The organism is Nocardioides sp., assembly GCF_044226765.1.
Lineage (GTDB): Bacteria > Actinomycetota > Actinomycetes > Propionibacteriales > Nocardioidaceae > Nocardioides.
In genome coordinates, this window is sequence record NZ_JBGAGJ010000005.1 from 179,652 (window position 1) to 204,077 (window position 24,426).

Below are 24,426 nucleotides of genomic sequence, written 5' to 3' on the forward strand. Positions count from 1 at the left end.
TCGACGTCGGGAGGTGGAGCCGTGGCACGCACGGGTCAGCAGATGCGGCAGCGGACCGCGAAGGCGATGGGCCAGGCGTCTCCGTCCACGCCCTCGAGCTCGTCGGCCGGGGGACCCGCACCCCGGTCGACCGGCCACGAGCCGGGGCTGCGCGACCGGCTGCGCTACCGCTTCGACAACAGCATGTCCCGTGGCACGCCGGCCCTGATCGCCTGGCTGTCCGTGGTGACCCTGCTGCTGATCCTGCTCTTCTCACTGGTCGTCAGCGTGTTCCGTCTCAGCCGCGACCAGCAGGGGGACTTCGGGTCCTCGATGTTCGGCAACCTGCTGCACGCGCTCGATCCCGGCACCATCGGGGGCGACCAGGGCAGCTGGGCCTTCAAGCTGACCATGCTGGCGCTGACCATCGCGGGTCTGTTCATCGTGAGCGCGCTCATCGGCGTCATCGCCGCCGGCATCGACACCCGGCTCGCGGACCTGCGCCGCGGCCGGTCCATCGTGCTCGAGCGGGACCACACTGTGATCCTGGGCTGGTCGGACTCCATCTTCACGATCGTCCGCGAGCTCAGCATCGCGAACGAGAGCAGGCGCCGGCCGGTCATCGTCGTCCTCGCCGACCGCGACAAGGTCGAGATGGAGGAGGACCTCCGCGCGAAGGTCGGTGACTTCCGGGGCACCCGGGTCGTGTGCCGCTCCGGCTCGCCGATGGACATCGACGACCTGCGACTGAGCAGTCACCTCACGGCCCGGTCGGTGATCCTGCTGGCACCCGAGGACTCCGAGGACCCCGACAGCGAGGTCATCAAGACGCTGCTCGCCCTGACCCACTCCGGGCCCGAGGGTCCCCGGATCGTCGCGGAGATCCGCAACCCCAGCAACCTCGAGGCCGCCCGGTTGGTCGGCGCCGACCGGACCGTCCTCCTCGACATCCGCGAGACCGTCGCGAAGCTGGTCGTGCAGACCTCGCGCCAGTCCGGCGCGGCCGCCGTCTACACCGAGCTGTTCGACTACGGCGGCGACGAGATCTACTTCCTCGAGGACCACGCCCTCGGGGCGGCGACGTACGCCGAGGCGCAGCTGGCCTTCGAGGAGGCTTCCGTCATCGGCGTGATCGCCGACGGCGTCCCCGCGCTGAACCCGGCGGCGGACACGCCGGTCGAGGGCGCCGTCCTCATCGTCGTCGCGGAGGACGACTCGGCCCTCACCTCCGAGCCCGATGCCACCGTGCGGCCGGACCTCGGGCTCCTCGGGAGCGGGGCGGGCGAGGACGAGCACCCGACGCGCGCGCTGCTGGTCGGCTGGAACGAGCGAGCGCCGATCGTGCTGCGCGAGCTCGACCACTACGCACCGCCCGGCTCGGCCCTGACGGTGCTGACGTCGTTCGAGGTCCGTGACGTGCCGGCGCTGGAGAACCTGGCGGTGACGGTCGTCGCGGGACAGACCACGGACCGGCGCACCCTCGAGCAGCACGTCCTGCCGGACCTCGACCAGGTGCTGGTGCTCTGCTACTCCGACCACCTCGAGCCGCAGGCCGCCGACGCCCGCACGCTCGTGACCCTGCTGCACGTGCGCGACATCCTCGGGGGCGCCGATGCCGCGACGCCCGTCGTCAGCGAGATGCTCGACGACCGCAACCGGGTCCTCGCGCAGGTCGCCCACGTCGACGACGTGGTGGTCAGCGGCGAGATCGTCAGCCTCCTGGTCACCCAGCTCTCCGAGGACCCGCGCCTGGAGCTGGTCTTCGACCAGCTCCTGGGGGACGAGGGAAGCGAGATCTACCTGCGGCCCGCCGAGTGGTACGTCCGGGCCGGCGCCGAGGTGACCTACGCGACCATCGTCGCCGGTGCGGCACGCCGCGGCGAGACCGCGATCGGCTACAAGAGCGCTGCGCTGGCGGAGGGCGAGGCGTCGTTCGGCGTCCGCGTCAACCCGGCCAAGGCGGAGACCTTCCGGGTGCTGCCCGGCGACCGGGTGGTCGTGCTCGCGGAGAGCTGATCGTTTGCCACTGTGGTCTGATGGGCTGCGTGAACGAGCCCTGGCTGGTCCGGCACGGCGCCACCGAGTGGAGTGAGTCCGGGCGGCACACGTCGACGACCGACCTCCCGCTGCTCCCGGAGGGGGAGGAGGTCGCACGGTCCCTCGCGCCGCGGCTCGCCCCGGTCGACTTCGACCTGGTGCTGACCAGTCCGCGCGAACGGGCGCGCCGTACGGCGGCACTGGCCGGCTTCCCCGGCGCCGAGGTCGACGAGGACCTGGTCGAGTGGGACTACGGCGACTACGAGGGCGTCACGACCAAGGAGATCCGCGCCCGGGTGCCCGGGTGGACGGTCTGGAACCAACCGGTCCCGGGCGGCGAGACCGCTCCGGCCGTGACCGAGCGGCTGGACCGGGTGGTCGCCCGCGCCCAGGGCGCCGACGGGCCGACGCTGGTCTTCGGGCACGGCCACGCCCTGCGCGCGCTCGCGGCGCGCTGGCTGCGGCAGCCGGTCTCCCTCGGTCAGCACCTGCGGCTGGACACCGCGACGCTCTCGACGCTCGGATGGGAGCACGAGGCGCCCGTCGTCCTGCAGTGGAACTCGTGACGCGCTGGGTCGGCCTGGTCCGCAACGTGATGCTGGGCCGCGAGGGGCTCTCCCGCGACGTCCTGCTGGACGCCGTCCGGTCGGCCGGGGGCGTGGGCCCCCGGTCGTACCTGACCACGGGCAACGTCACCTTCGACGCCCCCGACGACGAGCTCGACGGCGTGGCGGAGCGGCTCGAGGACGCGGTCGGGGCCGTCCTCGGCCGACGGGAGATGGTCGCGGTCCGCTCGGTCGGGTGGCTGCTCGACCTCGTGGCCGTCGATCGGTTCGCGGGCTACCCGGGCTCGGCGTGGGCGACCGAGGTCGCGTTCCTGCGCCACGACGCGCCACCGGTGACGGGCTCCGGGCTGGGCGACCCTCGTCGCACCGTGCTCGTCGACCTCCTCGACCGCGAGGTGCTGGCCGCCCGCCCGGTCCTTGGCGGGGCCCGGCCACACGTCAACCGGTTGGTGGAACAGGCGACCGGCCGGCCCGCGACGACCCGCGGCTGGGGGACCTTGCAGCGCATCGCCGCGGCGCCCGGGGAGTAGCGTGGGACCCGCCGACGGGTGCGAGGGGGTCGGTGCTGATGGTCGAGCACGGTCCGGGTCCGGTCGCCCGGATGTGGCGGCTCACGGGTGGTGACCTGCACGACCCGGCGGTCGCCGACGCCTTCTGCGCAGAGGTCGTGCCGCGGCTGAAGCCGTTCCCCGGCTACCTCGGCGTGCTGGTCCTGGTCGACCGGGCGCACCGGGTGCTGGTGGGGCTCAACTACTGGGAGTCCGCCCAGGCGGAGCTCGGGAGCCGGCACTTCGGCGCGTCCGCCTCCCACGCGATGCGGGGTCTGTCGTCCTCGGAGTTCGAGGGGCCGTGGACCTGGGACGTGCTGGGCGCGGACTTCCGTGGGGCCCTCGCCCAGGAGTCGCAGATGAGCGAGGTCGGCGGCCTCGTGCTGCGCGAGGACCGCTGCCCCGTCGAGGACGTCGCCCCGGCCCAGCTGACGCGGTCGGCCGAGGCCATGGCGTCCGCAGCGGAGTGCACCGGCACGCTGGCGCTGCGCGGCCGCGAGCTGCCGGAGCTGGTGGTCATGTCGCTGTGGGTGGGCGGCGCGGGCGCCCAGGCCGCCGCGGACCTGCCCGCGACAGCAGGTGCCTGCTCAACGACGGTCAGCGGTCCGGCGTACGACGTGGTCGTGCACCAGCCGATGGCGCCGCCGGCCGGCTGACCGCGGCCCGGCAGGGCCGCGAGGACGGACGGCCCTTGACGCGCACCGCGTGGGTCTGGAGCGTAAGGGCCATGTCCCTCGTGGCCGGCTGCGTGCGGTGCTCGGCACCGGTGGTGCCCTGCCCCGAGCACGACGGGCGGCACCCGCTGTGGCGGACGGAGGAGGAGGCGACCTACGACGCGTTCGCCGAGCACCTGCTGGCCTCGCGACACTTCCCGACCTACCTCCCGTGGCCGATGAGCCCCGGCTGGAGCGTCACGGACTTCGCGCTGGTCGGGGACGGCGTGGAGCACGCCACCGCGACGCTCACCTGCACCTCGGGCACCAGCGAGCTCGACGGTCCCGTCGACGTGGTGGTGGTCGCCGAGGAGGCGGGGACCGGCCTGGGCGCGCGCTGCGCGGGCACGCGGTACGACGACCCGGGCACCGAGATCGCCGGACGGCCGCCGACCGCCCGGGTGCGGATCGGCAGCCAGTCGGTCAACCTCTGGGACGTCTCGACCAGCGCTGCGGACGGGGAGTTCGACCGATCGGTGGTCGCCGGCGAGGCGGGCGGGCGCTGGCTGTGGATCGTGCTGCGGCCGGCGTCGGCGCTCCTGCTGCTCCAGGACGAGTGGATCCTGCGTGACGTGTCCGCCGTCGGCCCGCAGCTCCTGGAGATGCCCTTCGGAGGTCCGCGCCCGGGCTGGTGAGCCGCTCCGGCCGGTGGCCTAGGCTGCAGCGGTGCGCATCGACCTCCACACGCACTCGCGGGCGAGCGACGGCACCGACTCGCCGTCGGAGCTGGTGCGGGCGGCCGTGGACGCCGGCCTCGACGTCCTGGCGATCACCGACCACGACACGGCCGACGGCTGGGACGAGGCGGCCCAGGCGGCGTCCGAGACCGGCCTCACGCTGGTGCCGGGGATGGAGGTCAGCACGCGGCACCGGGGCCGGGGGGTGCACCTGCTGGCCTTCCTGGCCGACCCGAGCCATCCCGAGCTGGCCGCAGAGCTCGCCCGGGTCCGCGGCGGACGGGAGGCCCGGGTGCCGACGATCGTCGGCCGGCTCAACGACCTCGGCATCGCGATCACGGAGGACGACGTACGTCGCGCCTCGCACGGCACCGCCGCCTCCGGTCGGCCGCACGTCGCCGACGCCCTGGTCACCCTGGGGGTGGTGCCGGACCGGACCGCCGCGTTCGACCGCTACCTCGGGTGGGGACGCCCGGCCCACGTCGACCGCTACGCCACCCCGCTGGAGGACATGGTGCGGTGGGTCTCCGAGGCCGGGGGAGCGTCCGTCGTGGCGCACCCGTGGGGCCGGGGCGGGATGGGCCGTCCCGACGAGGAGACCCTGGCCCACCTGCAGGAGATCGGCCTGACCGGGATCGAGGTCGACCACCAGGACCACGACCAGCGGGCCCGCGCGGAGCTGCGCGCGATCGCGCGCAACCTCGGGCTGGTGACCACGGGCGCGAGCGACTACCACGGCGACGGGAAGCTCGACCACGACCTGGGGTGCAACACGACCGAGCCCGACGAGCTCGCGCGGCTGCTCGAGGCGGCGGACGCGGCAGCGGCGGCGTCGGGCCGCGTCACCCCCGACGTCGTCAACCGCTGACGGCTACTTCCGCCCCATCGCCTGGAACCGCTGCAGCAGGCCGTTCGGCACGACCCGCGCCGCCCGGGTGATCGCCTTGTACTGCGCTCCCGGGATGGAGAAGATCCGTCCCTTGGCGTGGTCCTTGAGGGCGGCGGCGACCAGGTCGTCGGCGTCCAGCCACATGAAGTCCGGCGCCGACCCGCGGCTGACCTGCATCCGCTCGTGGAACTCGGTCTTGGTGAAGCCGGGGCACAGGCAGGTGACCGTGACGCCCTGCGGGCCGTACTCGCGGGCCGCCCACTCCGAGAAGCTGTTCACGTAGGCCTTGGCGGCGGAGTACGTGCCGCGCGGCAGGAAGGCCGCGACGCTGGAGACGTTGATGATGCCGCCGCTGCCGCGCTCCGCCATCGCGCCGAGCGCCGCGTGGCTGAGCCGCATGACGGCGGTGACCAGCACGTCGAGCATCGCCTGCTCGGCGTCGACGTCGTTGGTCAGGAAGCGCCCCTTCAGGCCGAACCCGGCGTTGTTGACCAGCAGGTCCACCGGGCGGTCGGCGTCGGCCAGCCGGGCCTCGACCGCGGCCAGCTCGGCGCGGTCGGTCAGGTCGGCCACCAGGACCTCGACGTCGACGCCGTACGTCGACCGCAGCTGTGCGGCCTCGGCCTCCAGCCGAGCCCGGTCGCGGGCGACGAGCACCAGGTCATGGCCCTGCTGGGCCAGCTGGTGGGCGAAGGAGCGACCGATCCCGGCGGTCGGCCCCGTGACGAGCGCAGTGCTGCGGCTGGACATGCGGCAAGTCAAGCAGGTGCTCCACGATCCGCGGACCCCGGTCGGGCATGATGGGGTCGATGACCATCACGCTCGCGATCGCGAACCAGAAGGGCGGCGTCGCCAAGACGACCACCGTCGCCTCGGTCGGCGCCGCGCTCGCCGAGCTCGGGCACTCGGTGCTGCTGGTCGACCTCGACCCCCAGGCGTGCCTGACCTTCTCCCTCGGCATCGACCCCGAGGACCTCGAGCTCTCGGTGCACCACGTGCTCACCAAGGGCCTCGACCCCGCCGAGGTGCTCATCGAGACCGAGGACGGCGTCGACCTGGTGCCGGCGACGATCGAGCTCGCCCGGGCGGAGGCGGAGCTGCTGACCCGCACGGGCCGCGAGCACGTGCTCCGGTCGATGATCGAGGCGCTGGAGGAGGACGAGCTCGACTACGACTGGGTGCTCCTCGACTGCCCGCCGTCGCTGGGCGTGCTCACCGTCGCGGCCCTGACCGCCGCCGACGGCGTCCTGGTGCCGCTGCAGTGCGAGACGCTGTCCCACCGCGGCGTCGGACAGCTCCTGGACACCGTGCACGACGTGCGGCGCTTCACCAACCGGCGCCTCGAGGTCTGGGGGGTGCTGCCGACGCTGTACGACGGTCGGACCACCCACTCCCGGACCGTGCTGGAGACGATCTCCGACACCTATGACCTCGAGGTGATCGGGCCCCCGATCCCCAAGACGATCAAGTTCGCCGAGGCGCCGGCCGCTGGTCGCTCCATCCTGGCGACCAGCCGCAGCAGCAAGGGCGCGCGGGCCTACCGCGAGGTGGCCGAGAACCTGGTCACCCGCTCGCAGCGGCCCCGGCAGAAGAAGCCGAAGCAGAAGAAGGCGCCGAGGAAGGCCGAGGCGTGAGCAAGCACCGCGCAGAGGTCCGCCCGAGGTACGGGCGGTTCGCGGCGCTCCTCGCTGCCCTCGCCGTCACGGTGGTCGCCGTGCTCGGTGGCGCGGGCCTGCTCCCGACGGCCACTGGCAGCGACCCCGACCCGGCCGCGGCCGCACCGGCCGCTCTGGGCGGCTCCTCCGACGCCCTGCCGGCAGAGTCCCCGGCCGCCAGCGCCACACCGACCCCGCCGACGTCCTCGGGCCAGGGCGCGAGCGCGACCGCCCTCGAGTCCTCCCAGCTGCCGAGTCAGGAGCCGCCGCTGCCCGCGGGATCGGGCGAGGGCAAGAGGGTCGTCTTCAGCCAGGGCGAGCAGCGCGTGTGGCTGGTCTCCGCCAAGGGCGACGTCCAGCGCACCTACCTGGTGTCCGGCAGCGTCTACGACAACCTGGACCCGGGCACGTACTCGGTCTACTCGCGCTCGGAGCAGGCCTACGGCATCAACGACTCCGGGACCATGAAGTGGTTCGTCCGCTTCACCCAGGGTGAGAACGCCGCCATCGGCTTCCACGACATCCCGGTCGCCGACGGCAAGCCGGTGCAGACGGTCGCCCAGCTCGGCACCCCGCAGTCGCACGGGTGCATCCGGCAGAAGGAGTCCGACGCCCTCGCCCTCTGGGACTTCGCCCCGATCGGCACGACGGTCGTCGTCACCGCCTGAGCGCCGGGTTGGCGGTCGCTGTCGCGGGTGCCCCGGGTGTCGCAGGTTCATCACGGTCTGTGGGCGAACCTGCACCTCCCGGGGCGAGCCCGCCGTGGGAGGTGCAGGTTCGCCTGCATCCCGTGGTGAAACCGCACCGCACCGCGACCGCCGCGAACCGGAGTCCGGGGGCCGACGGCCGGGGCCGGGACTACTCCGCGGCCGGGGTGGCCGGCGTGGTGCCGCCCGAGGAGCGGCGGCGCCGGCGGCGGTTGCGGCTGGCGCCGGTCCGCTCGCCGGCGGGGGCGCTGCTGGCGGCGCCGTCCTCGCGGGCGACGGACTCGCCGCCCCGGGTGCGGGTCCGGTTGCGGTTGCGCTGGGAGCGCTCGCGAGGAGCCCGCTCCTCGCGCGGCGCCCGCTCGACCGGCTTCGGGTCGACGATGCGGCCCTTCGTGCCCGGGGCGATGCCCTGGTCGTGGTAGAGGTGCTCGGAGGTCGAGTACGTCTCCTGCGGCTCGTCGAAGGGCAGGTCGAGCGCCTTGTTGATCATCTTCCAGCGGTGCAGGTCCTGCCAGTCCACGAAGGTGATCGCGATGCCCGACGCCCCGGCCCGGCCGGTGCGGCCGATGCGGTGCACGTAGGTCTTGTCGTCCTCGGGGCAGCTGTAGTTGATGACGTGGGAGACGCCGGCGACGTCGATGCCGCGCGCGGCGACGTCGGTGGCGACGAGCACCCGCAGCTTGTCCTCGCGGAACCTGGTCAGCGCTTTCTCGCGGGCGACCTGCGCCATGTCCCCGTGCAGGGGCGACGCGCTGAAGCCGCGCTCGGACAGGTCGTCGGCGACCCGCTGCGCCTGCCGCTTGGTGCGGGTGAAGACGATGATCTTGCCGGCGTCCTCGGCCTGGAGCACCCGCCCGATGATCTCGGGCTTGTCGAGGTCGTGCACCTGGTAGATGAACTGCGCCGTCGCCGGCACCGTCGCGTTCTCGTACGACGACTCCGCGCGGATGTTCATCGGGTGGCGCATGTGCATGCGGGCCAGCGACACGATCGCGGCCGGCATCGTGGCGGAGAACAGCATCGTCTGCCGCGTCTCCGGGGTCATCCGCAGGATCTTCTCGACGTCGGGAAGGAAGCCGAGGTCGAGCATCTCGTCGGCCTCGTCGAGCACGAGCGCGTGCACGTGGCTGATGTCGAGGATCCGGCGGTTGCACAGGTCGATGAGGCGGCCCGGGGTGCCGACCACGATGTCGACGCCCTCCTGGAGGGCCTCGATCTGCGGCTCGTAGCCCACGCCGCCGTACACGGTCAGGACGCGGAGGCCGCGGTCGGCGCCGGCCAGCGCGAGGTCGCTGGAGACCTGGAGCGCGAGCTCGCGGGTCGGGGCGACGATCAGCGCCTGGGGCTTGCCCTGCGGGAGGTCGGCGTAGTCGGGGTCCTTGGGAGCGACGCTGCGCTGGAGGACCGGGATGCCGAACGCCAGGGTCTTGCCGGTGCCGGTGCGGGCCTGGCCGATCAGGTCGGTGCCCAGGAGGGCGACGGAGAGGGTCATCTCCTGGATGGCGAACGGGGTGACGATGTTGGCGCGCTCGAGGGCGTCGCAGATCTCGGGGAGCACCCCGAGCTCTCGGAAGGTGGTCAGGGTCTTGTCGCTTTCGTGAGTCAGCCGGCGTCTACCGATTGAGGTTCGGGAGCGGCGGACTCGTGGATCGTCTGCCGCGCACATACGGGCCGCCAGGGTGCTGCGGCGGCCTCGATCACCTGCGGTGATCACGGTCAGTCTATCGGTAGGGTTCGATCGTGACCGCATCCACGCCCGTCGCGTTCGAGGACCCGCAGTACCGGGAGGCGGTCGTCGACCTGCTGGGTGTCATCGCCTACGGCGAGATCTCCGCCTTCGAGCGGCTGGTGGAGGACGGCAAGCTGGCTCCCTCGCTCGAGGACAAGGTGGCGATCGCCGCGATGGCGAGCGCGGAGTTCGCCCACGTCGCGCCGCTGACCGAGCGGCTGGCCGCGCTGGGGGCCGAGCCGTTCGGCGCGATGGCGCCGTTCCAGGGTCCGATCGACCGGTTCCACGAGCACACGGCGCCGGCGGACTGGTACGAGGGCCTGATCAAGGCGTACGTCGGCGACGGGCTCGCCAACGACTTCTACCGCGAGATCGCGGCCTACCTGGACACGGACACGCGCGATCTCGTCGTGGCGTCCCTGGAGGACTCCGGCCACTCGGCGTTCGTCGTCGACCGCGTGCGCAAGGCGATCGCCGCCGACCCGCGGCTCGGCGGCCGGTTGGCGCTCTGGGCGCGGCGGCTGATGGGGGAGGCGCTGACCCAGGCCCAGCACGTCGCCGCCGAGCGCGACGCGCTCACGGCGCTGCTGGCCGGCGGCATCGACCGTCCCGGCCTGGACCTCGCCGCCATCGGGCGGATGTTCACCCGGCTCACCGAGCGGCACGCCGAGCGGATGAGCGAGCTCGGCCTCAGCAGCTGAGGCCGTCGTCCGCCTCACCGGGTCTCGACACGGCGGTCGCGACCTCGTTCCTCGGTCGCGCGCCTCGCTCGACCACCATCAGCGGATCCGCTGACGCGTCTCCGCTATGACCGGAAGCCGACCTGGCCGACCGTGCCGTGGCCGATCTCGACGTAGGCGAGCTTGTCGGTGGGGACCACCAGGGTCCGGCCCTTGACGTCCTTCAGCGTCAGCACGCCGCCGGCCGCCAGTGCGTCCGCGACCGCCTTGCCGATGGCCTCGGCCGTCTCGTCGGTCTCGATGTGCAGCTCGCGGGCGGCGTTCTGGACGCCGATCTTGACCTCCACGAGGTCCTCCTTCTGGGTCCTTCTCGGTCGGGGGTGCTGGTCAGCGCTCGTCGGCGCGCTCGTCGGCCCGGGGGTAGCCGCGGATGCCCCGCCAGGCCAGGCCGGCGACCAACGAGGCCGCGTCGGACTTGCTGATCGTGCTCGAGTCCGAGAGCCAGAACCGGGCGCTGACCTGGGCCATTCCCACCAGGGAGACCGCGAGCAGCCGCGAGGCGTCGTCGGGCAGACCGGTGTCGTCGTGGATGACGTGCGCGATCATCGCCGCGCACTCGGTGGTGACCCGGTCGACCTGGGCCCGCACGGCCGGCTCGTTGGTCAGGTCGGACTCGAAGACCAGCCGGAACGCGCCGGTGTCGCCCGCGACGTACTCGAAGAAGACGTCCATGGTGGCGCCCACGCGCTGCTTGTTGTCGTGCGTGGACTCCAGCGCGGCGCGGGTGTTGGCGATGATCGTGTCGCAGGACTGGTCCAGCAGCGCGAGGTAGAGGTCGAGCTTGCCGGGGAAGTGCTGGTAGAGCACCGGCTTCGAGACACCCGCGCGTTCGGCGATGTCGTCCATGGCGGCCGCGTGGTAGCCCTGCGCGACGAACACCTCCAGGGCGGACTCCATCAGCTGGGCCCGGCGCTCGCGCCGCGGCATGCGCGCACCCCGCGGGCGGGCCGCGGTCGCGTCGTACTGCTCAGCCGTCACCCGGCGAACACTACAAGGGTGACCGGCGCGTCCGGATGACGGGACGCGCGCGTCTCGCGCCGGGGTGCCGGGGAACATGGCAGGACCGGACGTTGTTCGGTGAGGCGAACCGACCCACCAAGGAGTACGCCGTGTCCTTTCCCGCGCTCGTGGAGCCCGCGGACGAGCTGACCATCGACGAGGTCCGCCGCTACAGCCGGCACCTGATCATCCCCGACGTCGGGATGAGCGGGCAGAAGCGGCTGAAGAACGCCAAGGTGCTGGTCATCGGCGCGGGCGGGCTCGGGAGCCCGGCGCTGCTCTACCTGGCGGCGGCGGGCGTGGGCACCATCGGCATCGCCGAGTTCGACGAGGTCGACGAGTCCAACCTGCAGCGCCAGGTGATCCACGGCCAGTCCGACATCGGGAAGTCCAAGGCGCAGTCGGCCAAGGAGTCGATCGCCGAGACCAACCCGTACGTCGAGGTCGTGGTGCACGAGCAGCGCCTCGACAACGACAACGTGATGGACGTCTTCACCGGCTACGACCTGATCGTCGACGGCACCGACAACTTCGCGACCCGCTACATGGTCAACGACGCGGCGTACTTCCTCGGCATCCCCTACGTCTGGGGCTCGATCTACCGCTTCGACGGCCAGGCGTCGGTGTTCGCGCCGACGCTCGCCGACGACGCCCCCTGCTACCGCTGCCTCTACCCCGAGCCCCCGCCGCCCGGCATGGTCCCCAGCTGCGCCGAGGGCGGCGTGCTCGGCGTGCTCTGCGCCGCGATCGGCTCGATCCAGGTCAACGAGGCGATCAAGCTGCTCACCGGCATCGGCGACCCGGCGATCGGCAAGCTGGTCATCTACGACGCACTCGAGCTCGAGTGGCGCAAGCTCAAGGTGCGCAAGGACCCCAGCTGCGCCCTGTGCGGCGAGAACCCCACGGTCACCGGTCTGATCGACTACGAGTCCTTCTGCGGCGCGGTGTCCGAGGAGGCGGCCGAGGCCGCCGCCGGGTCGACCATCTCGGTGGTCCAGCTCGAGCACATGCTCAAGGAGCGCGACGAGGGCACCCGCGACTTCGTGCTGATCGACGTGCGCGAGCCCAACGAGTACGAGATCAACAAGATCCCGGGCTCGGTGCTGATCCCCAAGGGTGACTTCCTCAACGGCTCCGCCCTCGAGAAGCTCCCGTCGGACAAGCAGATCGTGATGCACTGCAAGTCCGGCGTCCGGTCGGCCGAGACGCTGGCGATCGTCAAGGGCGCCGGCTACGCCGACGCCGTGCACGTCGGTGGCGGCGTGGTGGCCTGGGTCAACCAGATCGACCCGTCGCAGCCCAGCTACTGATGAGCACCGCCCAGCCGGAGCTTGCTCCGGCTGGGACCCCGGTGCCAGATCGACTAGCGCCCGCGGCCGAGGGACGAGGCCGCGACGGCGCGTATCGAGATTCGGGGCGCCGGCGTAACCCGAGCGCGGAGGTCCTCGTTGAGCGCCGCATGAGGCTCACCCACTCCCAGCGGTCCGCTCTCGTCGTCGCCGTGGTGCTCACCGCGCTCACGGCCCTGTGGCTGGCGGTGGCGCCGACGGCGGGCGCCGCGACGTCGTGGGCGCCGGCCGCGTCGGCGAAGATCCACCCCGGCACGATGATGTACACCGCGGGCGCCCAGTGCACCGCGAACTTCGTGTTCACCGACAGCGCCGGCACGGTCTACGTCGGGTACGCCGCCCACTGCGCCGGCACCGGCTCCTCGACCGACACCGACGGCTGCCAGACCCAGTCGCTGCCGCTCGGCACCCCGGTGGCCTTCACCGAGGGCGGCAGCCTGGTCAGCGAGGGCACCCAGGTGGGCTCGGGCACCCTGGCCTACTCGTCGTGGGACGCCATGCGCAAGGCCGGTGAGACCGACCCGAACACGTGTGCCTACAACGACCTGGCGCTGGTGAAGGTGGCCGCGGCCGACGTGGGCAAGGTCAACCCGTCCGTCCCGTTCTGGGGCGGACCCACCGGCATCGACACCGACGGCACCGCCGCCGGCGACCGGGTCTACACCTACGGCAACTCCAGCCTGCGCGCCGGCCTCGCCCCGCTGTCCCCCCACACCGGCATCAGCCTGGGCGACCAGGCCGCCGACGGTGGCTGGTCCCACCCGCTCTACACCGTCACCCCCGGCATCCCCGGCGACTCCGGCTCCGGGTTCCTCTCCGCCGACGGCACCGCCATCGGCGTCCTGTCCACCCTCGGCCTCGCACCCCTGCCCGCCTCCAACAACATCGGCGACCTCGCCCACGAACTGGCCTACGCCAACGCGCACGGGATGTCGGGGCTGCAGCTGGTCCACGGGACCGAGCCCTTCTCGCCGCTGCTCTGATCCACGTCCCTGATCCACGTCACCACGAGGGAGCTCCCGACGGCCCCGTCCCGAGCGGGCGGGGCCGCCGGCTTCCTCGGGTAGTTTGCCGGGCATGACAGCTCGGCGGTCGGGGGCGGTGGCGGTGGCCGCCGTGGTCGCGACCGCCCTGGTGGTGGTGCTGCTCGCCGCCTGGGCCGCGTCGATCGGTCCGGCCGACGTGCTCACGGGGACCGGACCCTCGCCGGTCGGCACCCCGACGGACACCGCCAGTGCCAGCGCGGCGACGGGGCCGCTCCTGCCCGGCCAGGAGGCCGCGGCGCACCACCCGCCGGGCTGGGTGCGGACCGCGGCGCTCCTGCTCAACCTGGCCGCGGCGGTCGTCGTGGGGTGGCTGCTGCTGCGGTTCGTGGTCCTGCCGCTGACCCGCGCCGGTGTCCGCCTCCGCCGGGACCGCCGGCAGCGGCGCCGGCGGGTGGAGGCGGGTGAGGAGGACTTCGACGTCCTGGGCTCGGCCCGGGCCGTGGCGCGGGCGATGCTCGCCGACGCCGGCGCCCAGCGCGAGGAGCTGGAGGCGGACGGGTCGCCCCGCAACGCCGTCGTCGCCTGCTGGCACCGGTTCGAGACGCAGGCCGCCGCGGCGGGGCTGGCGCGCCGGCCGTGGGAGACGTCCTCGGAGTTCACGATGCGCGTCCTGGACCTCGTCGACGCCCACCAGCCCGCGGTCTCCCGTCTCGGCGAGCTCTACCGGGAGGCCCGTTTCTCCGAGCACGAGCTGACCGAGGCGCACCGTGCGGAGGCGGTGGCGGCGCTGGACACCATCCACCGCACGATCGGTCACCGCACGATCGGTCACCGCACGATCGGCGCCGCGACCGGAGCGTCGGCGTGAACGCCGGTCGCTGGTGGCGCCGCCTGGCCGGCGGTGCCCTGGCGTTCGTCTGCCTCGAGGTCGTCCTCACGGCCGCCGAGGCCGGCCCCGACGCCCTCCGCCTCGCGCTCCTGGTCGCCACCTGCGTCGCGGTGCTCGGGCTGGTGCTCGACACGCTGTCCGACCCGGGTCCGTCGTGGGCGCTGGAGACCGACCAGCCGCTGTCGCGCGTCGCCGGTGACCCGCGCCTGGCCCGGCTCGTCGGCGTGCTCGAGGGGCACCTGTCGGCCCGGTCGGGCGACACCGCGCTGCGGGACCGCCTCGGCGTCCTGGCCGACCAGGTGCTGCGCCAGCGGCACGGCATCACCCGGGCCGACCCGCGCGCGGCCGAGCTGCTGGGTGACGAGCTGCTGGCGGTCCTCGCGGGCCCACCGCGCCGGCTGGAGCCGTCCGAGATCGACCGCTGCCTGACCCGGATCGAGGAGCTGTGAATGGCTGACCCCGTGGAACTGACCGTCGCCGAGGCGTCCGTGCTCGCCGGCCGGGTGCTCGACGAGGTCGAGAAGGCCGTCGTCGGCAAGCGCGGGGCGCTGATGCAGGTGCTCGCCGCGGTCCTGGCCAAGGGCCACGTGCTGCTCGAGGACTACCCCGGCCTCGGCAAGACGTTGGCCGCGCGCTCGTTCGCGCGGGCGCTGGGGATCGAGTTCACCCGGGCGCAGTTCACCCCGGACCTGCTCCCGGCCGACCTGACCGGCTCCTTCGTCTACGACCAGCGACGCGGCGAGTTCGAGTTCCGGCGTGGTCCGCTGTTCACCGGGCTGCTGCTGGCCGACGAGATCAACCGGACACCCCCCAAGACCCAGGCGGCGCTGCTGGAGGCCATGCAGGAGCACCAGGTCACGGTGGAGGGGGAGACCTTCCCCCTGCGCGAGCCGTTCCACGTCCTGGCCACCGCCAACCCCATCGAGTACGAGGGCACCTTCCCCCTCCCGGAGGCCCAGCTCGACCGGTTCCTCCTGCGGGTCGGTTTCGGCTACCCGTCCTCGGGTGAGGAGTACGACGTGCTCGCCCGGCGGCTGGAGCGCCGTCGCGAGGAGGTCGACCTCGAGCAGGTGACCGACGGCCCCGGCCTGCTCGCCCTCCAGGCCGCGGTCGAGACCGTCACCGTCGACGAGAGCGTCGGCCGCTACTGCGTCGACCTCGCCGTCGCCACCCGCACCCATCCGGACGTGCTGACCGGGGCCTCGCCGCGCGGGTCGCTCGGCCTGGTGCTCGCCGCGCGCGCCTTCGCGCTGCTGCGCGGTCGCGACTACGTGGTGCCCGAGGACGTCAAGGCGGTCGCCCGGTCGGTGCTCAGCCACCGGATCACGGTCCGGCCCGAGCTCTGGATGACCGACACCAGCGGGCGCAGCGTCGTCGACGCCGTGCTCACGCAGGTCCCGACCCCGGCGACCCTCAACCGATGAGCCGGTCGCGATGACCGCCTGGGCGCCCACCGCTGCGCTGGGGCGCGCCCTCGTGCTCGGGGGCGTCGGGCTCGTCCTCGGCCTGGTCGCCGGCGACCCGGTGCTGGTCGTGCTGGCCGCGCCGTTCGTCGTGCTCGCCGCCGTGACCCTGGCGCACCGGCCCACCCGCACGCCGCGGCTCGACACCCGGCTCGACCACGTGGTGCTGCGCGAGGGGGTCGGCACCACCTCCCGGCTCACGCTCACCGACGCCGAGGACGTCGAGCACGTGACGCGGGCCTCCGCCCGGCCGGCGCACGTCTCGGTGCGGCCCGACGACGGCCAGGTCGGCGGGCTCGCCGAGCAGGGCGCACCCGCGGTGGAGCTCAGCCCCCGCCGCTGGGGCCGGCGGCTGCTCGGCGAGGAGAAGGTGGCGCTGCACTCGCCCTGGGCGGGGTTCCGTCTCGGGCCGGTGGTGCTCGGTGGGCAGCCGGTGCGGGTGCTCCCGGCGACCACGCCCTACGACTCACGGTCCGAGGCGCCCCAACCACTGGGCCTGGTCGGGGCGCACCGCTCACGACGCACCGGGAGCGGCACCGAGCTCGCCGGCATCCGGCCCTTCCTCGCCGGTGACCGGCTGCGCCGGATCAACTGGCGGGTGTCCCTGCGCACCGGGGCCCTGCACGTGGTCACCACGCGCGCCGAGGAGGACACCGGGGTGCTGCTGGTGGTCGACGCGCTCGCCGACCACGGGATCTCCGGTGGCGTCGACGGCCCGCCGAGCAGCATGGACCTGACCGTGCGCGCCGCCGCCGCGATCGCGGAGCACCACGTGCGCAGCGGCGACCGGGTCGCGCTGCGGGTGGTCGGCCGCGGCCGTGAGCAGGTCGGGTACGGCGCGGGTGCCCGCCACCTGCGCCGGATCCAGGACCGGCTCGCCACCGTCTCGGTCGGGGAGGTCTCGGAGCCCGACTCGGGCGTCCTCCAGCTCGGCGTCACCGGCGGGGCCGTGGTGGTCGTCCTCTCGCCGGTGCTCGCGGAGCCGGTCGGCACCGTGGCTGCGGCGCTGACCCGACGCGGGGTCGCCGTGCTGGTGGTCGACACGCTGCCCGCCGACGTGCGGCCCGCGGTGCCGCAGGGTGTCGATCCTCGGGTGGCCGACCTCGCGTGGCGGATGCGGCTGCTGGAGCGGTCGGTGGTGCTCGACCGGCTCGCGGCACTCGGCTGCCCCGTGGTCGCCTGGCGGGGGCCGGGCACCCTGGACGACGTGATGCGACGCCTGGCCCGCCGGTCCCAGCTGCCCCGGGTGGTGGGCCGGTGATCTCGCGTTCCCAGCTCCTCCTGCGGGCGGTCGTCGCCGTCGGGCCCGTGCTCGCCCTGCTCGCGACCGGCCCGGCCGGGCACTGGCCGCCGTGGTGGCTCGTGCTGGCCGTCGTGGCCGGGACCGGGGCGGCGGTGGCCGCGCCCGACTCGCCGGTCCTGGCCGGGATCGGGCTGGTGGTGCTGGTGTGGTGGACGATCGGGCTCGACCAGGGCGTACCCGGCTGGGCGGTGCTCGCCGCCGTCGCGCTGGTCGCCGCGCACCTGGCGGCGCTGCTGGCGTCGTACGGACCGCCGGCGATGCCGCTCGACGCCGCCACGCTGCGGCGGTGGGTGCCCCGGGGAGCCGTCGTGCTGCTGGTGGTGCCGGCGACGTTCGCTGCCGTCCGGGTCCTCCACGGCGAGCCCGAGCAGCCGGGGATCTGGCTGCTCGGCGTCACCGCGGCGTGCGTCGCGACCGTGGTGGCGACGATCGCACTCGGGTCCGGTGGGGGTCAGCGGTGAGCCTGGACCACGAGGAGTACGTCGAGCAGGTGCTCGCCTGCGTCGAGCGGGTGCCGCGGGGACGCGTGACGACCTATGGCGCGATCGCGGAGGTGGTGGGCGCTCGGCTCGGTGGCGGTGGCCCGCGCCTGGTCGGGTCGGTGCTGGCCGCGCACGGTGGGCCGGTGCCGTGGTGGCGGGTCGTGCGGGCGGACGGCTCGCTGCCGCCCAGCCACCAGGGCGAGGCGCGCCAGCACTACCTCGAGGAGGGCACCCCGTTGCGACCGACCGGCACGGTGGACATCAGGCGGGCGCTGTGGCGCCCGTGAACGGACGCGCCAGCTCGGCGAGCCGCGCGAGCGCCCGCGGGAAGATCTCCGCCGGCGGGGTCACCAGGCCGGCCCCGACCTGACCGACGCCGGCCACCTTGCCGGCCATGCCGGTGTTGATCTGCGGCAGGATGCCGGTCCGGCAGACCAGGCCGACGTCGATGCCGGTCGGCGTGCCCTGGAACTCCAGCGCGGGCACCGACCAGCGGGGGTTCTCGCCCAGGGTGATCTCGTGCATCCGGCGGGTGGTCGCGAGCGCGTCGGGCACCGAGCCTCCGACGAAGCGCACGATCGCCGGGGCCGTGGCCATCGCGAACCCGCCGATGCCCGCCGTCTCGGTGATGGCCGAGTCGCCGATGTCGGGGTTCGCGTCGTCGGGCCCGTAGTCGCCGAGGAAGAGGCCGTCGGCCAGCTGGGCCGGGCCGGTGAACCACTCGTCGCCGGTGCCGGCGACCTGGATGCCGAAGTCGGTGCCGTTGCGGGCCATCGCGACGACCATCGTCGAGCCCTCGGTGCCGCGAGCGGCGTCGAGGGCGAGCTTGCAGGCGGGCATCGCGAGGTTGAGGAAGAAGTGGTCGTTGCCGCCGACGAAGCGCAGCACCTCGGCGACGTCGGCCGGGTCCGCGCCCCGTCGGGTGCCGAGGACCAGCGCGGGGGAGAGGTCGCGCAGCAGCATCAGCGTGCCGGCGCGGTTGCGGTTGTGGGCCTCGTCGCCCATCTGGAGCATCTGGGTGAGGATGCCGGTCACGTCGACCGGCCCCCGGTCGTCCCGCACGGACCGGACGGCCGACTGCAGGAGCGGGCCGAGCACGTCACCCATCCAGCGCAGTCGGTCGAGCACCTCGGGCCCGTAGGCGCCGTAGCGCAGCACCTTGCCCAGGCCCTCGTTGAGCGAGCAGTACGTGCGCCGGCCGGAGGCCCGGTCCTCGAGCACGAACATCCACATGCTCGGGGTCACCACGCCGGCCATCGGCCCGACGGCGGAGCGGTGGTGGCACGGCTCGAGGCTGACCGACGTGCCCGCCTCGAAGAGGGGTTCGGCGTCCTCCGGGTCGTCGACCAGGCCCTCGAGCGCCGCGCCGCCCATGAGCGCGCCGCGCAGGGGGCCGGACGCGCGCTCCCACGTGATCGGCGGCCCGGCGTGCAGGAACTCGCCGGGCTGCAGGCCCAGCACCTCCGAGGCGGGCGCGACGTCGACGAGGGTCGCGGTCACCTCGAGGACCGCGGCCAGCGCGCGCTCGTTCGCCTCCCGTCGGCGCGGGTCGGCGGCGACGACGGCGAGGTCGTCCTCGGTGCCGGGCATCGGCGGTCGCCAGTCGACCCGGGTGACCGGCACGGCCTGGTCGGCGACCGCGTCGGCGAGCAGGTCCGCGCCGACGGTCACGACGGCGTCCGGGGTGCTCATCGCGGACCTCCTGCGCTGGTCGACCGGCAGAGGGCGAGCGCGCGCCGGGTGGCGCCGGCGCTGGACAGGTGCACCTCGGCGCCGGCGTCGACCAGCGCCTGGACCTGACGGGTCCGGTGCTGCGGGTCCGCGCTCGTGCCCACCACCGTGACGACGACCGGTAGGTCCAGCCCGCTCAGGGCCGGCGCCAGCGCCGCAGCGGGGTCCGGCTCGGCGCCGTGACCGAGCACGACGTCGAGGAGGAGCACGGCGGTCCCGGGGTCGGCGGCCGCCCGGGCCAGGTGCTCGAGGCGGATGGACGGGTCGATCATCGGGTGCGCCCGGCCGGCCGTGTAGTCGTCGTCGCCGAAGTCGACGAACGTGTGGTCGCCGTCCCCGCCCGCGATGACCCGTGCCTCGGCCGCGAGGGTGCCGCCCACGAAGAGGCCGCGCACCGCACCCGGGCCGCGGGACGCGCGCACCTCGCCCACCACCGGCCACGCCGGCACGTCGACGCCGAGGCGGCGCAGCACGGCCTCGGTCGCGGCGGTGAGGTCGGGCCGGCCGGGCCCGAGGAGGGCCTGCTCGACCGGGGTGGCCAGGCTGCCGGCGTACGCCTCCACGGTGGCGGCGACCTCGTCTGCCGGCGGCTTGGAGACCAGCACGACCAGCTCGACCGACGGGTCCGCGTCGAGCCGGCGCAGCGCCTCGAGGGTGGCCAGCCCGCCCACGTCCGACGACAGGTCGCGGCCACCGACGCCGAGCGCGGAGGAGACCCCGACGCCGGCGTGGTCGAGGAGCGCGAGCACCTGCTGGCACCCGGTGCCCGACGCGGCGACGACGCCGACCGGGCCGGGGGCGACGACGTTGGCGAAGCCGAGTCCGAGGCCGCCGACGACGGCAGTGCCGCAGTCGGGGCCCATGACCAGCAGTCCGTGCTCGGCCGCGAGGCGCTTGAGCGCGACCTCCTGCCACACCGGCACATGGTCGCTGAACACCATCACGTCGTGGCCGGCCTCGAGGGCGTCGACCGCCTCCACGAACGCGCTCGCGCCGGGCACGGAGACCAGCGTGACCGCGTCGGGGGTGCGGCGGTGGGCGCTGCGGGTGGTCCGCGGCGGCACCTCGGTGGTGGCGCCGGTCTCGCGGCGGCCGGCACCGCGCAGGGCGTCGTCGACGCCCGCCAGCGCGCCGGCCAGCAGGTCAGGGGCGTCCAGCCGCAGCGCCACGACCAGGTCGTTGGCGGTCGTCTCCTCGGGGACCTCGAACCCCATGCCGGTCAGCACCTCGACATTGAGCGGCGTCGCCATCGCGACCTGGGCGGCCCGGACCCCGTCGAGGCCCTGGACGGCGCGGCTGACCTGCAGCAGCGTCACCGAGTCGGCGTAGGCGCCGGGACGGATCTCCACGTGGGTGTGGGTCACGCCGCCACCGCCGCGGGTCCGAGGGTCCGCAGCGCGGCCCGAGCACCCTCGAGCAGCCCCCGGCCCGACGAGTGGCCGACCGCGAGGAGCCGGTCGGCCGCCTCGTCGTCGGTCGGGTCGGCCAGCCAGGCCGCGAGCTCGGGCAGGACCTCGCCGAGCAGCGCGCACTCGAGCAGCGTCGCGGACAGCAGCGTCGTGCGGTGCAGCGAGCGTCGGACCGCCGCGTCCACCGCCGGCGTCGGCACTCCCGCCGCCCGGTGGGCGGCGAGCCAGCCGCAGACCACGTCGTCCTGGTACGGCGTCAGGCCCCCGCCGCTGCCGATCGTGCCGGTCACGTCGCCCGGGGGTGGGGCAGCGGACCGGGAGCGCCGGGGGAGGCGGGGCACGGTCACGTCGTGCAGCCGGCCGACGGCGACCGGCTCACCGTCGAGGTGCAGCACCCCGCCCGCGACGTGGGCCCGGCCGACGTCCGGCAGGACGTCCAGCCCGGACCGCACCCCGCACGGCACGGCGGTCGCCCGCCGTCCGAGCACGGCGACGCAGCGGCCCGCGACGTCGACGTACACGGCGTCGCGGCCGCGGTGGACCACGGGCACCGGTCCGTCGTCGGCGGCGTGCAGCCGGCGGTGCACCCGGGGCGGCGCGCTGACGGGGATCACCTGGCCGACGCTAGCCGGGCGGATTACGGTTTGCCGATGTCAGGTTCTGCCAGCGAGACGGCCGGAGGAGCGCAAGAGTTGATCACCGGGGACCGGGAGGAGCTCGCCAGCGCTGCCCTCGCGCGGGTGGACGCGCTGCACACCGCGCTCACCCAGATCGTGCTCGAGGGCGGCAACCTCGACGGGATCGCGGCCGAGGTGGCGCGCGTGCTCGGGGTCGGGGTCGCCTTCACCTCCACCGACGGACGCGAGCGGGCCGCCGCGCTGACCGCGCAGGCCCGGGAGCTGCTCGCCGGCTCCGGGCTGGTCGACCCCACCGGCCGGCTGCGGGTCGAGCGGGTGGTCGCCGAGGCCCCGGCGGTCGGTGCCGGCCAGGTGCGGGGGCTGCGGGTGGCGGCGGGCGGCGCCGACCTGGCCCGGCTGCTGTGCCTGCGTCTGGACGGACCGCTGACCCCGGACGACGTGCACGCGCTGGAGCGGGCAGCCGCGGTCGCCGCCCTGCTCATCACGCGCGAGGAGGCGGTCACGGCCGTCGAGAGCAAGTACCAGGGCGACTTCCTGCGCGACCTCCTGCTGCGGCGCGCGGCCGACCCGGCGTACGTCGGCGAGCACGCGGCGACCTTCGGCTGGGACCTCGAGCGACCGGTCGTCGTGGTGGTCGCCGAGATCGACCCGGGTGACGAGCCGGCGTCGGGGACGCAGCGGCGGCAGTGGCAGGAGCGGTTCGCCGCGGCGTGGCGGCAGGTGACCGCCGCCGTGGCGCCCGGCACCCCGGCCGTCGACTTCTCCTCGGAGGTGGTGGCGCTGCTCCCCGTCGTCGACGGGGACGAGGAGCCGGTCGCCGGGCACGGCGTGGTGCGTCGCGTGGTGACCGCCGTCGCCGGTGACAAGGGTGGCGGGCGCCGGCCCTTCTCGGTCGGGGTGAGCCGGATGGCGCCGTCGGTCGACCAGCTGCCCGCGGCGTACGCCCAGGCGCGGCGCGCGGTCGACGTCGGCCGCCGCGTGCACGGGGCCGGGTCGACGACGTTCTTCGACCAGCTGGGGCTGCACCGGCTCATCGCCCTGGTGCCCGACGGGCCGGAGCCCGACGGCGAGCTGCGCTCCTTCGTGCGCGACGTGCTGGGGCCGCTCGCCGACGACACCACCGAGGCCGCCGACCTCCGCGAGACCCTGCAGGTCCTCCTCGACACCAACTTCAACGTGGCCGAGGCCGCGCGCGTGCAGTTCTTCCACTACAACACGATGCGCTACCGGGTCGCCAAGCTCGAGCGCCTCCTCGGCCCGCTGTCCACCGACCCGCACCTGCGCCTCGACGTCGCCGTCGCGCTGCGGGTGCGGGAGGTGGTGGGCTGAGGCTGCTCGTTTCGCCGGTCGACCGGGGAAATGTGCAGGACACGCCGGTGGGCACGGCGTGTCCTGCACATTTCCCCTGACGACCCCACCCGACTCGCGCCCACAACACGTGCCAGCCGGTCCGGCGCTGCTTCGGCAGATGTCGCTCTCGTGGGTGTGTCATAGGCATCACTAACTTGTGGCCACTCGGGGCTCGGTCCCGCAAGCGAGAGGGTGCGTCTCATGTCGATGTTCAACTGGCAGATGGTCGATCCCGGTCCCGGGCAACCGGTGGCGCCCAACCAGCGGCTGCCCTGGGGCAAGACGATCGGGATCGGCGCGCAGCATGTCGTGGCGATGTTCGGGGCGACCTTCGTCTTCCCGCTCGTCATGGGCCTGGACCCCAACCTGGCGATCCTGTTCTCCGGGATCTGCACGATCCTGTTCCTGCTCGTCACCCAGAACAAGGTGCCGAGCTACCTCGGCACCAGTGCCTCGTTCGTCGCCGGCGTCGCGGCCATCCGCGCGCAGGGCGGTGACTCGGCCGACGTCACCGGCTCGATCCTGGTCTGCGGCCTGGTGCTCGCCGCGGTCGGCGTCCTGGTCCACTTCTCGGGCACCGGCGCGATCCACAAGGTGCTGCCCCCCGCGGTCACCGGCGCCGTGGTCATGCTGATCGGCTTCAACCTGGCGCCGGTCGTCGCCAACATCTACTGGCCGCAGGACCAGTGGGTCGCGCTCCTGACCGCCACCTTCCTGGTCTTCGCCGCCACCCTCCTCCCGGGCTTCTGGTCGCGCATCGCGGTCTTCCTGGCGCTGATCTTCGGCTACCTGGTGTCCTGGCTCTTCGACGCGGTCTTCGGCCAGATCCACTCGATCACCGGCTCGAGCAACGGCAAGGAGATCGACCACGACCGCATCTCCTGGGCCGGCGTCAAGGCGGCGGACTGGGTCGGTCTGCCCAGCGGCACGCTGAGCGACGGTGTCAGCGTCGTGCACTCCCCGAGCTTCTCGCTCACGTTCATCCTCCTGGTGCTGCCCGGCGTGATCGCCCTGATCGCCGAGAACACCGGCCACGTCAAGGCGGTCGCCGAGATGACCGGTGACGACCTCGACCCCTACATGGGTCGCGCGATCGGCGCCGACGGTGTGGCGACCGCGCTGGCGAGCGCGTTCGGGGGCTCGCCGACGACGACGTACGCCGAGAACATCGGCGTCATGGGTGCGACGCGGGTCTACTCGACCGCGGCCTACTACGTGGCGGCTGCGGTCGCGATCCTGCTCGGGCTCTGCCCGAAGTTCGGCCAGGTCGTCAGCGCGACACCGGGCGGCGTCCTCGGCGGCATCACCGTGATCCTCTACGGCATGATCGGCCTGGTGGGCGCCAAGATCTGGGTCGAGAACGGCGTCGACTTCGGCGACCCGGTCAACCTGGTCGGTCTCTCCGCGGGCATCATCGCCGGCATCGGCGGCGTGACCCTCCAGATCACCGATGACTTCGAGCTGAGCGGCATCGCCCTCGGCACCATCCTCGTGATCGTCTACTTCCACATCGTCAACCGCGGACACCGACGACCGGACCACCACGTCGGGGCCGACGACGTCACGAAGGTCCTGTGAAGACGGCCG

At 73.8% G+C, this 24,426-nt stretch carries 26 protein-coding genes; 19 read left to right on the plus strand and 7 right to left on the minus strand.

All coding sequences use genetic code 11. From position 1 onward, the window contains the following. The first annotated feature begins 21 nt into the window (after window positions 1–21). The 6 genes from ACILRH_RS12955 to ACILRH_RS12980 all read left to right on the plus strand — a co-directional run bounded on the left by ACILRH_RS12955 (window position 22) and on the right by ACILRH_RS12980 (window position 5,388). Window positions 22–1,995, plus strand: coding sequence for a CASTOR/POLLUX-related putative ion channel (locus ACILRH_RS12955; protein ID WP_395693891.1), 1,974 nt, complete (start codon window positions 22–24; stop codon window positions 1,993–1,995). Window positions 1,996–2,015: 20 nt separating this feature from the next. Next, window positions 2,016–2,582: a histidine phosphatase family protein gene (locus tag ACILRH_RS12960; RefSeq protein ID WP_395693893.1), complete on the plus strand. Its 567-nt coding sequence runs from the start codon at window positions 2,016–2,018 to the stop codon at window positions 2,580–2,582. Further along, window positions 2,579–3,112: a DUF1697 domain-containing protein gene (locus ACILRH_RS12965; RefSeq protein WP_395693895.1), complete on the plus strand. Its 534-nt coding sequence runs from the start codon at window positions 2,579–2,581 to the stop codon at window positions 3,110–3,112. The genes ACILRH_RS12960 and ACILRH_RS12965 overlap by 4 nt, the downstream gene beginning before the upstream one ends. A 38-nt stretch (window positions 3,113–3,150) precedes the next feature. Next, window positions 3,151–3,786 carry a hypothetical protein gene (locus ACILRH_RS12970; protein WP_395693897.1) on the plus strand — a complete coding sequence of 212 codons (636 nt, stop codon included), beginning with the start codon at window positions 3,151–3,153 and terminating at the stop codon, window positions 3,784–3,786. Between the two features lie 71 nt (window positions 3,787–3,857). After that, complete coding sequence (locus ACILRH_RS12975; RefSeq protein ID WP_395693898.1) at window positions 3,858–4,478, plus strand: DUF6758 family protein; 621 nt, start codon at window positions 3,858–3,860, stop codon at window positions 4,476–4,478. Between the two features lie 31 nt (window positions 4,479–4,509). Beyond that, window positions 4,510–5,388, plus strand: coding sequence for a PHP domain-containing protein (locus tag ACILRH_RS12980; protein ID WP_395693900.1), 879 nt, complete (start codon window positions 4,510–4,512; stop codon window positions 5,386–5,388). Window positions 5,389–5,391: 3 nt separating this feature from the next. Here the strand turns inward: ACILRH_RS12980 and ACILRH_RS12985 are convergent, their stop codons facing one another. Continuing rightward, a complete protein-coding gene (locus tag ACILRH_RS12985; protein WP_395693901.1) occupies window positions 5,392–6,159 on the minus strand; it encodes an SDR family NAD(P)-dependent oxidoreductase in 768 nt (255 codons plus the stop codon). Between the two features lie 59 nt (window positions 6,160–6,218). Between ACILRH_RS12985 and ACILRH_RS12990 the strand changes: the two genes are divergently transcribed. Further along, window positions 6,219–7,043, plus strand: a complete 825-nt coding sequence (locus ACILRH_RS12990; RefSeq protein WP_395693903.1) for a ParA family protein — start codon at window positions 6,219–6,221, stop codon at window positions 7,041–7,043. Next, a complete protein-coding gene (locus tag ACILRH_RS12995) occupies window positions 7,040–7,732 on the plus strand; it encodes a L,D-transpeptidase (protein WP_395693905.1) in 693 nt (230 codons plus the stop codon). The genes ACILRH_RS12990 and ACILRH_RS12995 overlap by 4 nt, the downstream gene beginning before the upstream one ends. Before the next feature lie 190 nt (window positions 7,733–7,922). Here ACILRH_RS12995 and ACILRH_RS13000 read toward each other — a convergent pair whose 3' ends face one another. Beyond that, a complete protein-coding gene (locus ACILRH_RS13000) occupies window positions 7,923–9,329 on the minus strand; it encodes a DEAD/DEAH box helicase (protein WP_395693907.1) in 1,407 nt (468 codons plus the stop codon). Window positions 9,330–9,511: 182 nt separating this feature from the next. Here ACILRH_RS13000 and ACILRH_RS13005 point away from each other — a divergent pair, with 182 nt between their 5' ends. Then, complete coding sequence (locus tag ACILRH_RS13005) at window positions 9,512–10,201, plus strand: ferritin-like fold-containing protein (RefSeq protein ID WP_395693909.1); 690 nt, start codon at window positions 9,512–9,514, stop codon at window positions 10,199–10,201. 104 nt (window positions 10,202–10,305) lie between these two features. Here the strand turns inward: ACILRH_RS13005 and ACILRH_RS13010 are convergent, their stop codons facing one another. Then, window positions 10,306–10,527 (minus strand): DUF3107 domain-containing protein, encoded by a 222-nt coding sequence (locus ACILRH_RS13010; protein WP_395693910.1) that lies wholly within the window; start codon window positions 10,525–10,527, stop codon window positions 10,306–10,308. Window positions 10,528–10,567: 40 nt separating this feature from the next. Further along, window positions 10,568–11,167, minus strand: a complete 600-nt coding sequence (locus ACILRH_RS13015; protein ID WP_395694126.1) for a TetR/AcrR family transcriptional regulator — start codon at window positions 11,165–11,167, stop codon at window positions 10,568–10,570. 182 nt (window positions 11,168–11,349) lie between these two features. Here ACILRH_RS13015 and moeZ point away from each other — a divergent pair, with 182 nt between their 5' ends. The 8 genes from moeZ (at window position 11,350) to ACILRH_RS13055 (ending at window position 17,998) form a co-directional block, all read left to right on the plus strand. Further along, complete coding sequence (gene moeZ, locus ACILRH_RS13020) at window positions 11,350–12,549, plus strand: adenylyltransferase/sulfurtransferase MoeZ (RefSeq protein WP_395693912.1); 1,200 nt, start codon at window positions 11,350–11,352, stop codon at window positions 12,547–12,549. 149 nt (window positions 12,550–12,698) lie between these two features. Beyond that, entirely contained in the window at window positions 12,699–13,571 is an 873-nt protein-coding gene (locus tag ACILRH_RS13025) for a hypothetical protein (protein ID WP_395693914.1), read from the plus strand. Window positions 13,572–13,665: 94 nt separating this feature from the next. Beyond that, window positions 13,666–14,442: a DUF4129 domain-containing protein gene (locus tag ACILRH_RS13030; RefSeq protein WP_395693916.1), complete on the plus strand. Its 777-nt coding sequence runs from the start codon at window positions 13,666–13,668 to the stop codon at window positions 14,440–14,442. Next, entirely contained in the window at window positions 14,439–14,912 is a 474-nt protein-coding gene (locus ACILRH_RS13035; RefSeq protein WP_395693918.1) for a hypothetical protein, read from the plus strand. Before ACILRH_RS13030 ends, ACILRH_RS13035 begins: the two co-directional genes overlap by 4 nt. Further along, on the plus strand, window positions 14,913–15,887 hold the full coding sequence (locus tag ACILRH_RS13040) for an AAA family ATPase (protein WP_395693919.1): 975 nt from the start codon (window positions 14,913–14,915) through the stop codon (window positions 15,885–15,887). 10 nt (window positions 15,888–15,897) lie between these two features. Beyond that, on the plus strand, window positions 15,898–17,187 hold the full coding sequence (locus ACILRH_RS13045; RefSeq protein WP_395693921.1) for a DUF58 domain-containing protein: 1,290 nt from the start codon (window positions 15,898–15,900) through the stop codon (window positions 17,185–17,187). After that, window positions 17,184–17,690 (plus strand): hypothetical protein, encoded by a 507-nt coding sequence (locus ACILRH_RS13050; protein ID WP_395693923.1) that lies wholly within the window; start codon window positions 17,184–17,186, stop codon window positions 17,688–17,690. Before ACILRH_RS13045 ends, ACILRH_RS13050 begins: the two co-directional genes overlap by 4 nt. Next, complete coding sequence (locus tag ACILRH_RS13055; protein WP_395693925.1) at window positions 17,687–17,998, plus strand: MGMT family protein; 312 nt, start codon at window positions 17,687–17,689, stop codon at window positions 17,996–17,998. The genes ACILRH_RS13050 and ACILRH_RS13055 overlap by 4 nt, the downstream gene beginning before the upstream one ends. On the opposite strand, the gene ACILRH_RS13060 is transcribed toward ACILRH_RS13055, so the two are convergent. From ACILRH_RS13060 to ACILRH_RS13070, 3 genes are read right to left on the minus strand one after another with little or no spacing between them, the layout of a single operon-like run. Continuing rightward, complete coding sequence (locus ACILRH_RS13060) at window positions 17,973–19,403, minus strand: DUF1116 domain-containing protein (protein ID WP_395693927.1); 1,431 nt, start codon at window positions 19,401–19,403, stop codon at window positions 17,973–17,975. The genes ACILRH_RS13055 and ACILRH_RS13060 overlap by 26 nt on opposite strands. Continuing rightward, window positions 19,400–20,806 carry an FdrA family protein gene (locus ACILRH_RS13065; protein WP_395693929.1) on the minus strand — a complete coding sequence of 469 codons (1,407 nt, stop codon included), beginning with the start codon at window positions 20,804–20,806 and terminating at the stop codon, window positions 19,400–19,402. The genes ACILRH_RS13060 and ACILRH_RS13065 overlap by 4 nt, the downstream gene beginning before the upstream one ends. Further along, entirely contained in the window at window positions 20,803–21,465 is a 663-nt protein-coding gene (locus tag ACILRH_RS13070) for a DUF2877 domain-containing protein (protein ID WP_395693930.1), read from the minus strand. The genes ACILRH_RS13065 and ACILRH_RS13070 overlap by 4 nt, the downstream gene beginning before the upstream one ends. Before the next feature lie 78 nt (window positions 21,466–21,543). Here ACILRH_RS13070 and ACILRH_RS13075 point away from each other — a divergent pair, with 78 nt between their 5' ends. Continuing rightward, window positions 21,544–22,818 (plus strand): PucR family transcriptional regulator, encoded by a 1,275-nt coding sequence (locus tag ACILRH_RS13075; protein WP_395693932.1) that lies wholly within the window; start codon window positions 21,544–21,546, stop codon window positions 22,816–22,818. 222 nt (window positions 22,819–23,040) lie between these two features. Continuing rightward, window positions 23,041–24,417: a uracil-xanthine permease family protein gene (locus ACILRH_RS13080; protein ID WP_395693934.1), complete on the plus strand. Its 1,377-nt coding sequence runs from the start codon at window positions 23,041–23,043 to the stop codon at window positions 24,415–24,417. Window positions 24,418–24,426: the final 9 nt, after the last annotated feature.

What these genes read in the sequence shown, in the direction of transcription:
- ACILRH_RS12960 (WP_395693893.1), top strand. Translation starts at nt 2,016, where the DNA reads ATGGGCTGCGTGAACGAGCCCTGGCTGGTCCGGCACGGCGCCACCGAG.
- ACILRH_RS12970 (WP_395693897.1), top strand. Translation starts at nt 3,151, where the DNA reads ATGGTCGAGCACGGTCCGGGTCCGGTCGCCCGGATGTGGCGGCTCACG.
- ACILRH_RS12975 (WP_395693898.1), top strand. Translation starts at nt 3,858, where the DNA reads ATGTCCCTCGTGGCCGGCTGCGTGCGGTGCTCGGCACCGGTGGTGCCC.
- ACILRH_RS12985 (WP_395693901.1), bottom strand. Translation starts at nt 6,159, where the DNA reads ATGTCCAGCCGCAGCACTGCGCTCGTCACGGGGCCGACCGCCGGGATC.
- ACILRH_RS12990 (WP_395693903.1), top strand. Translation starts at nt 6,219, where the DNA reads ATGACCATCACGCTCGCGATCGCGAACCAGAAGGGCGGCGTCGCCAAG.
- ACILRH_RS13015 (WP_395694126.1), bottom strand. Translation starts at nt 11,167, where the DNA reads ATGCCGCGGCGCGAGCGCCGGGCCCAGCTGATGGAGTCCGCCCTGGAG.
- ACILRH_RS13025 (WP_395693914.1), top strand. Translation starts at nt 12,699, where the DNA reads ATGAGGCTCACCCACTCCCAGCGGTCCGCTCTCGTCGTCGCCGTGGTG.
- ACILRH_RS13030 (WP_395693916.1), top strand. Translation starts at nt 13,666, where the DNA reads ATGACAGCTCGGCGGTCGGGGGCGGTGGCGGTGGCCGCCGTGGTCGCG.
- ACILRH_RS13040 (WP_395693919.1), top strand. Translation starts at nt 14,913, where the DNA reads ATGGCTGACCCCGTGGAACTGACCGTCGCCGAGGCGTCCGTGCTCGCC.
- ACILRH_RS13045 (WP_395693921.1), top strand. Translation starts at nt 15,898, where the DNA reads ATGACCGCCTGGGCGCCCACCGCTGCGCTGGGGCGCGCCCTCGTGCTC.
- ACILRH_RS13060 (WP_395693927.1), bottom strand. Translation starts at nt 19,403, where the DNA reads ATGAGCACCCCGGACGCCGTCGTGACCGTCGGCGCGGACCTGCTCGCC.
- ACILRH_RS13080 (WP_395693934.1), top strand. Translation starts at nt 23,041, where the DNA reads ATGTCGATGTTCAACTGGCAGATGGTCGATCCCGGTCCCGGGCAACCG.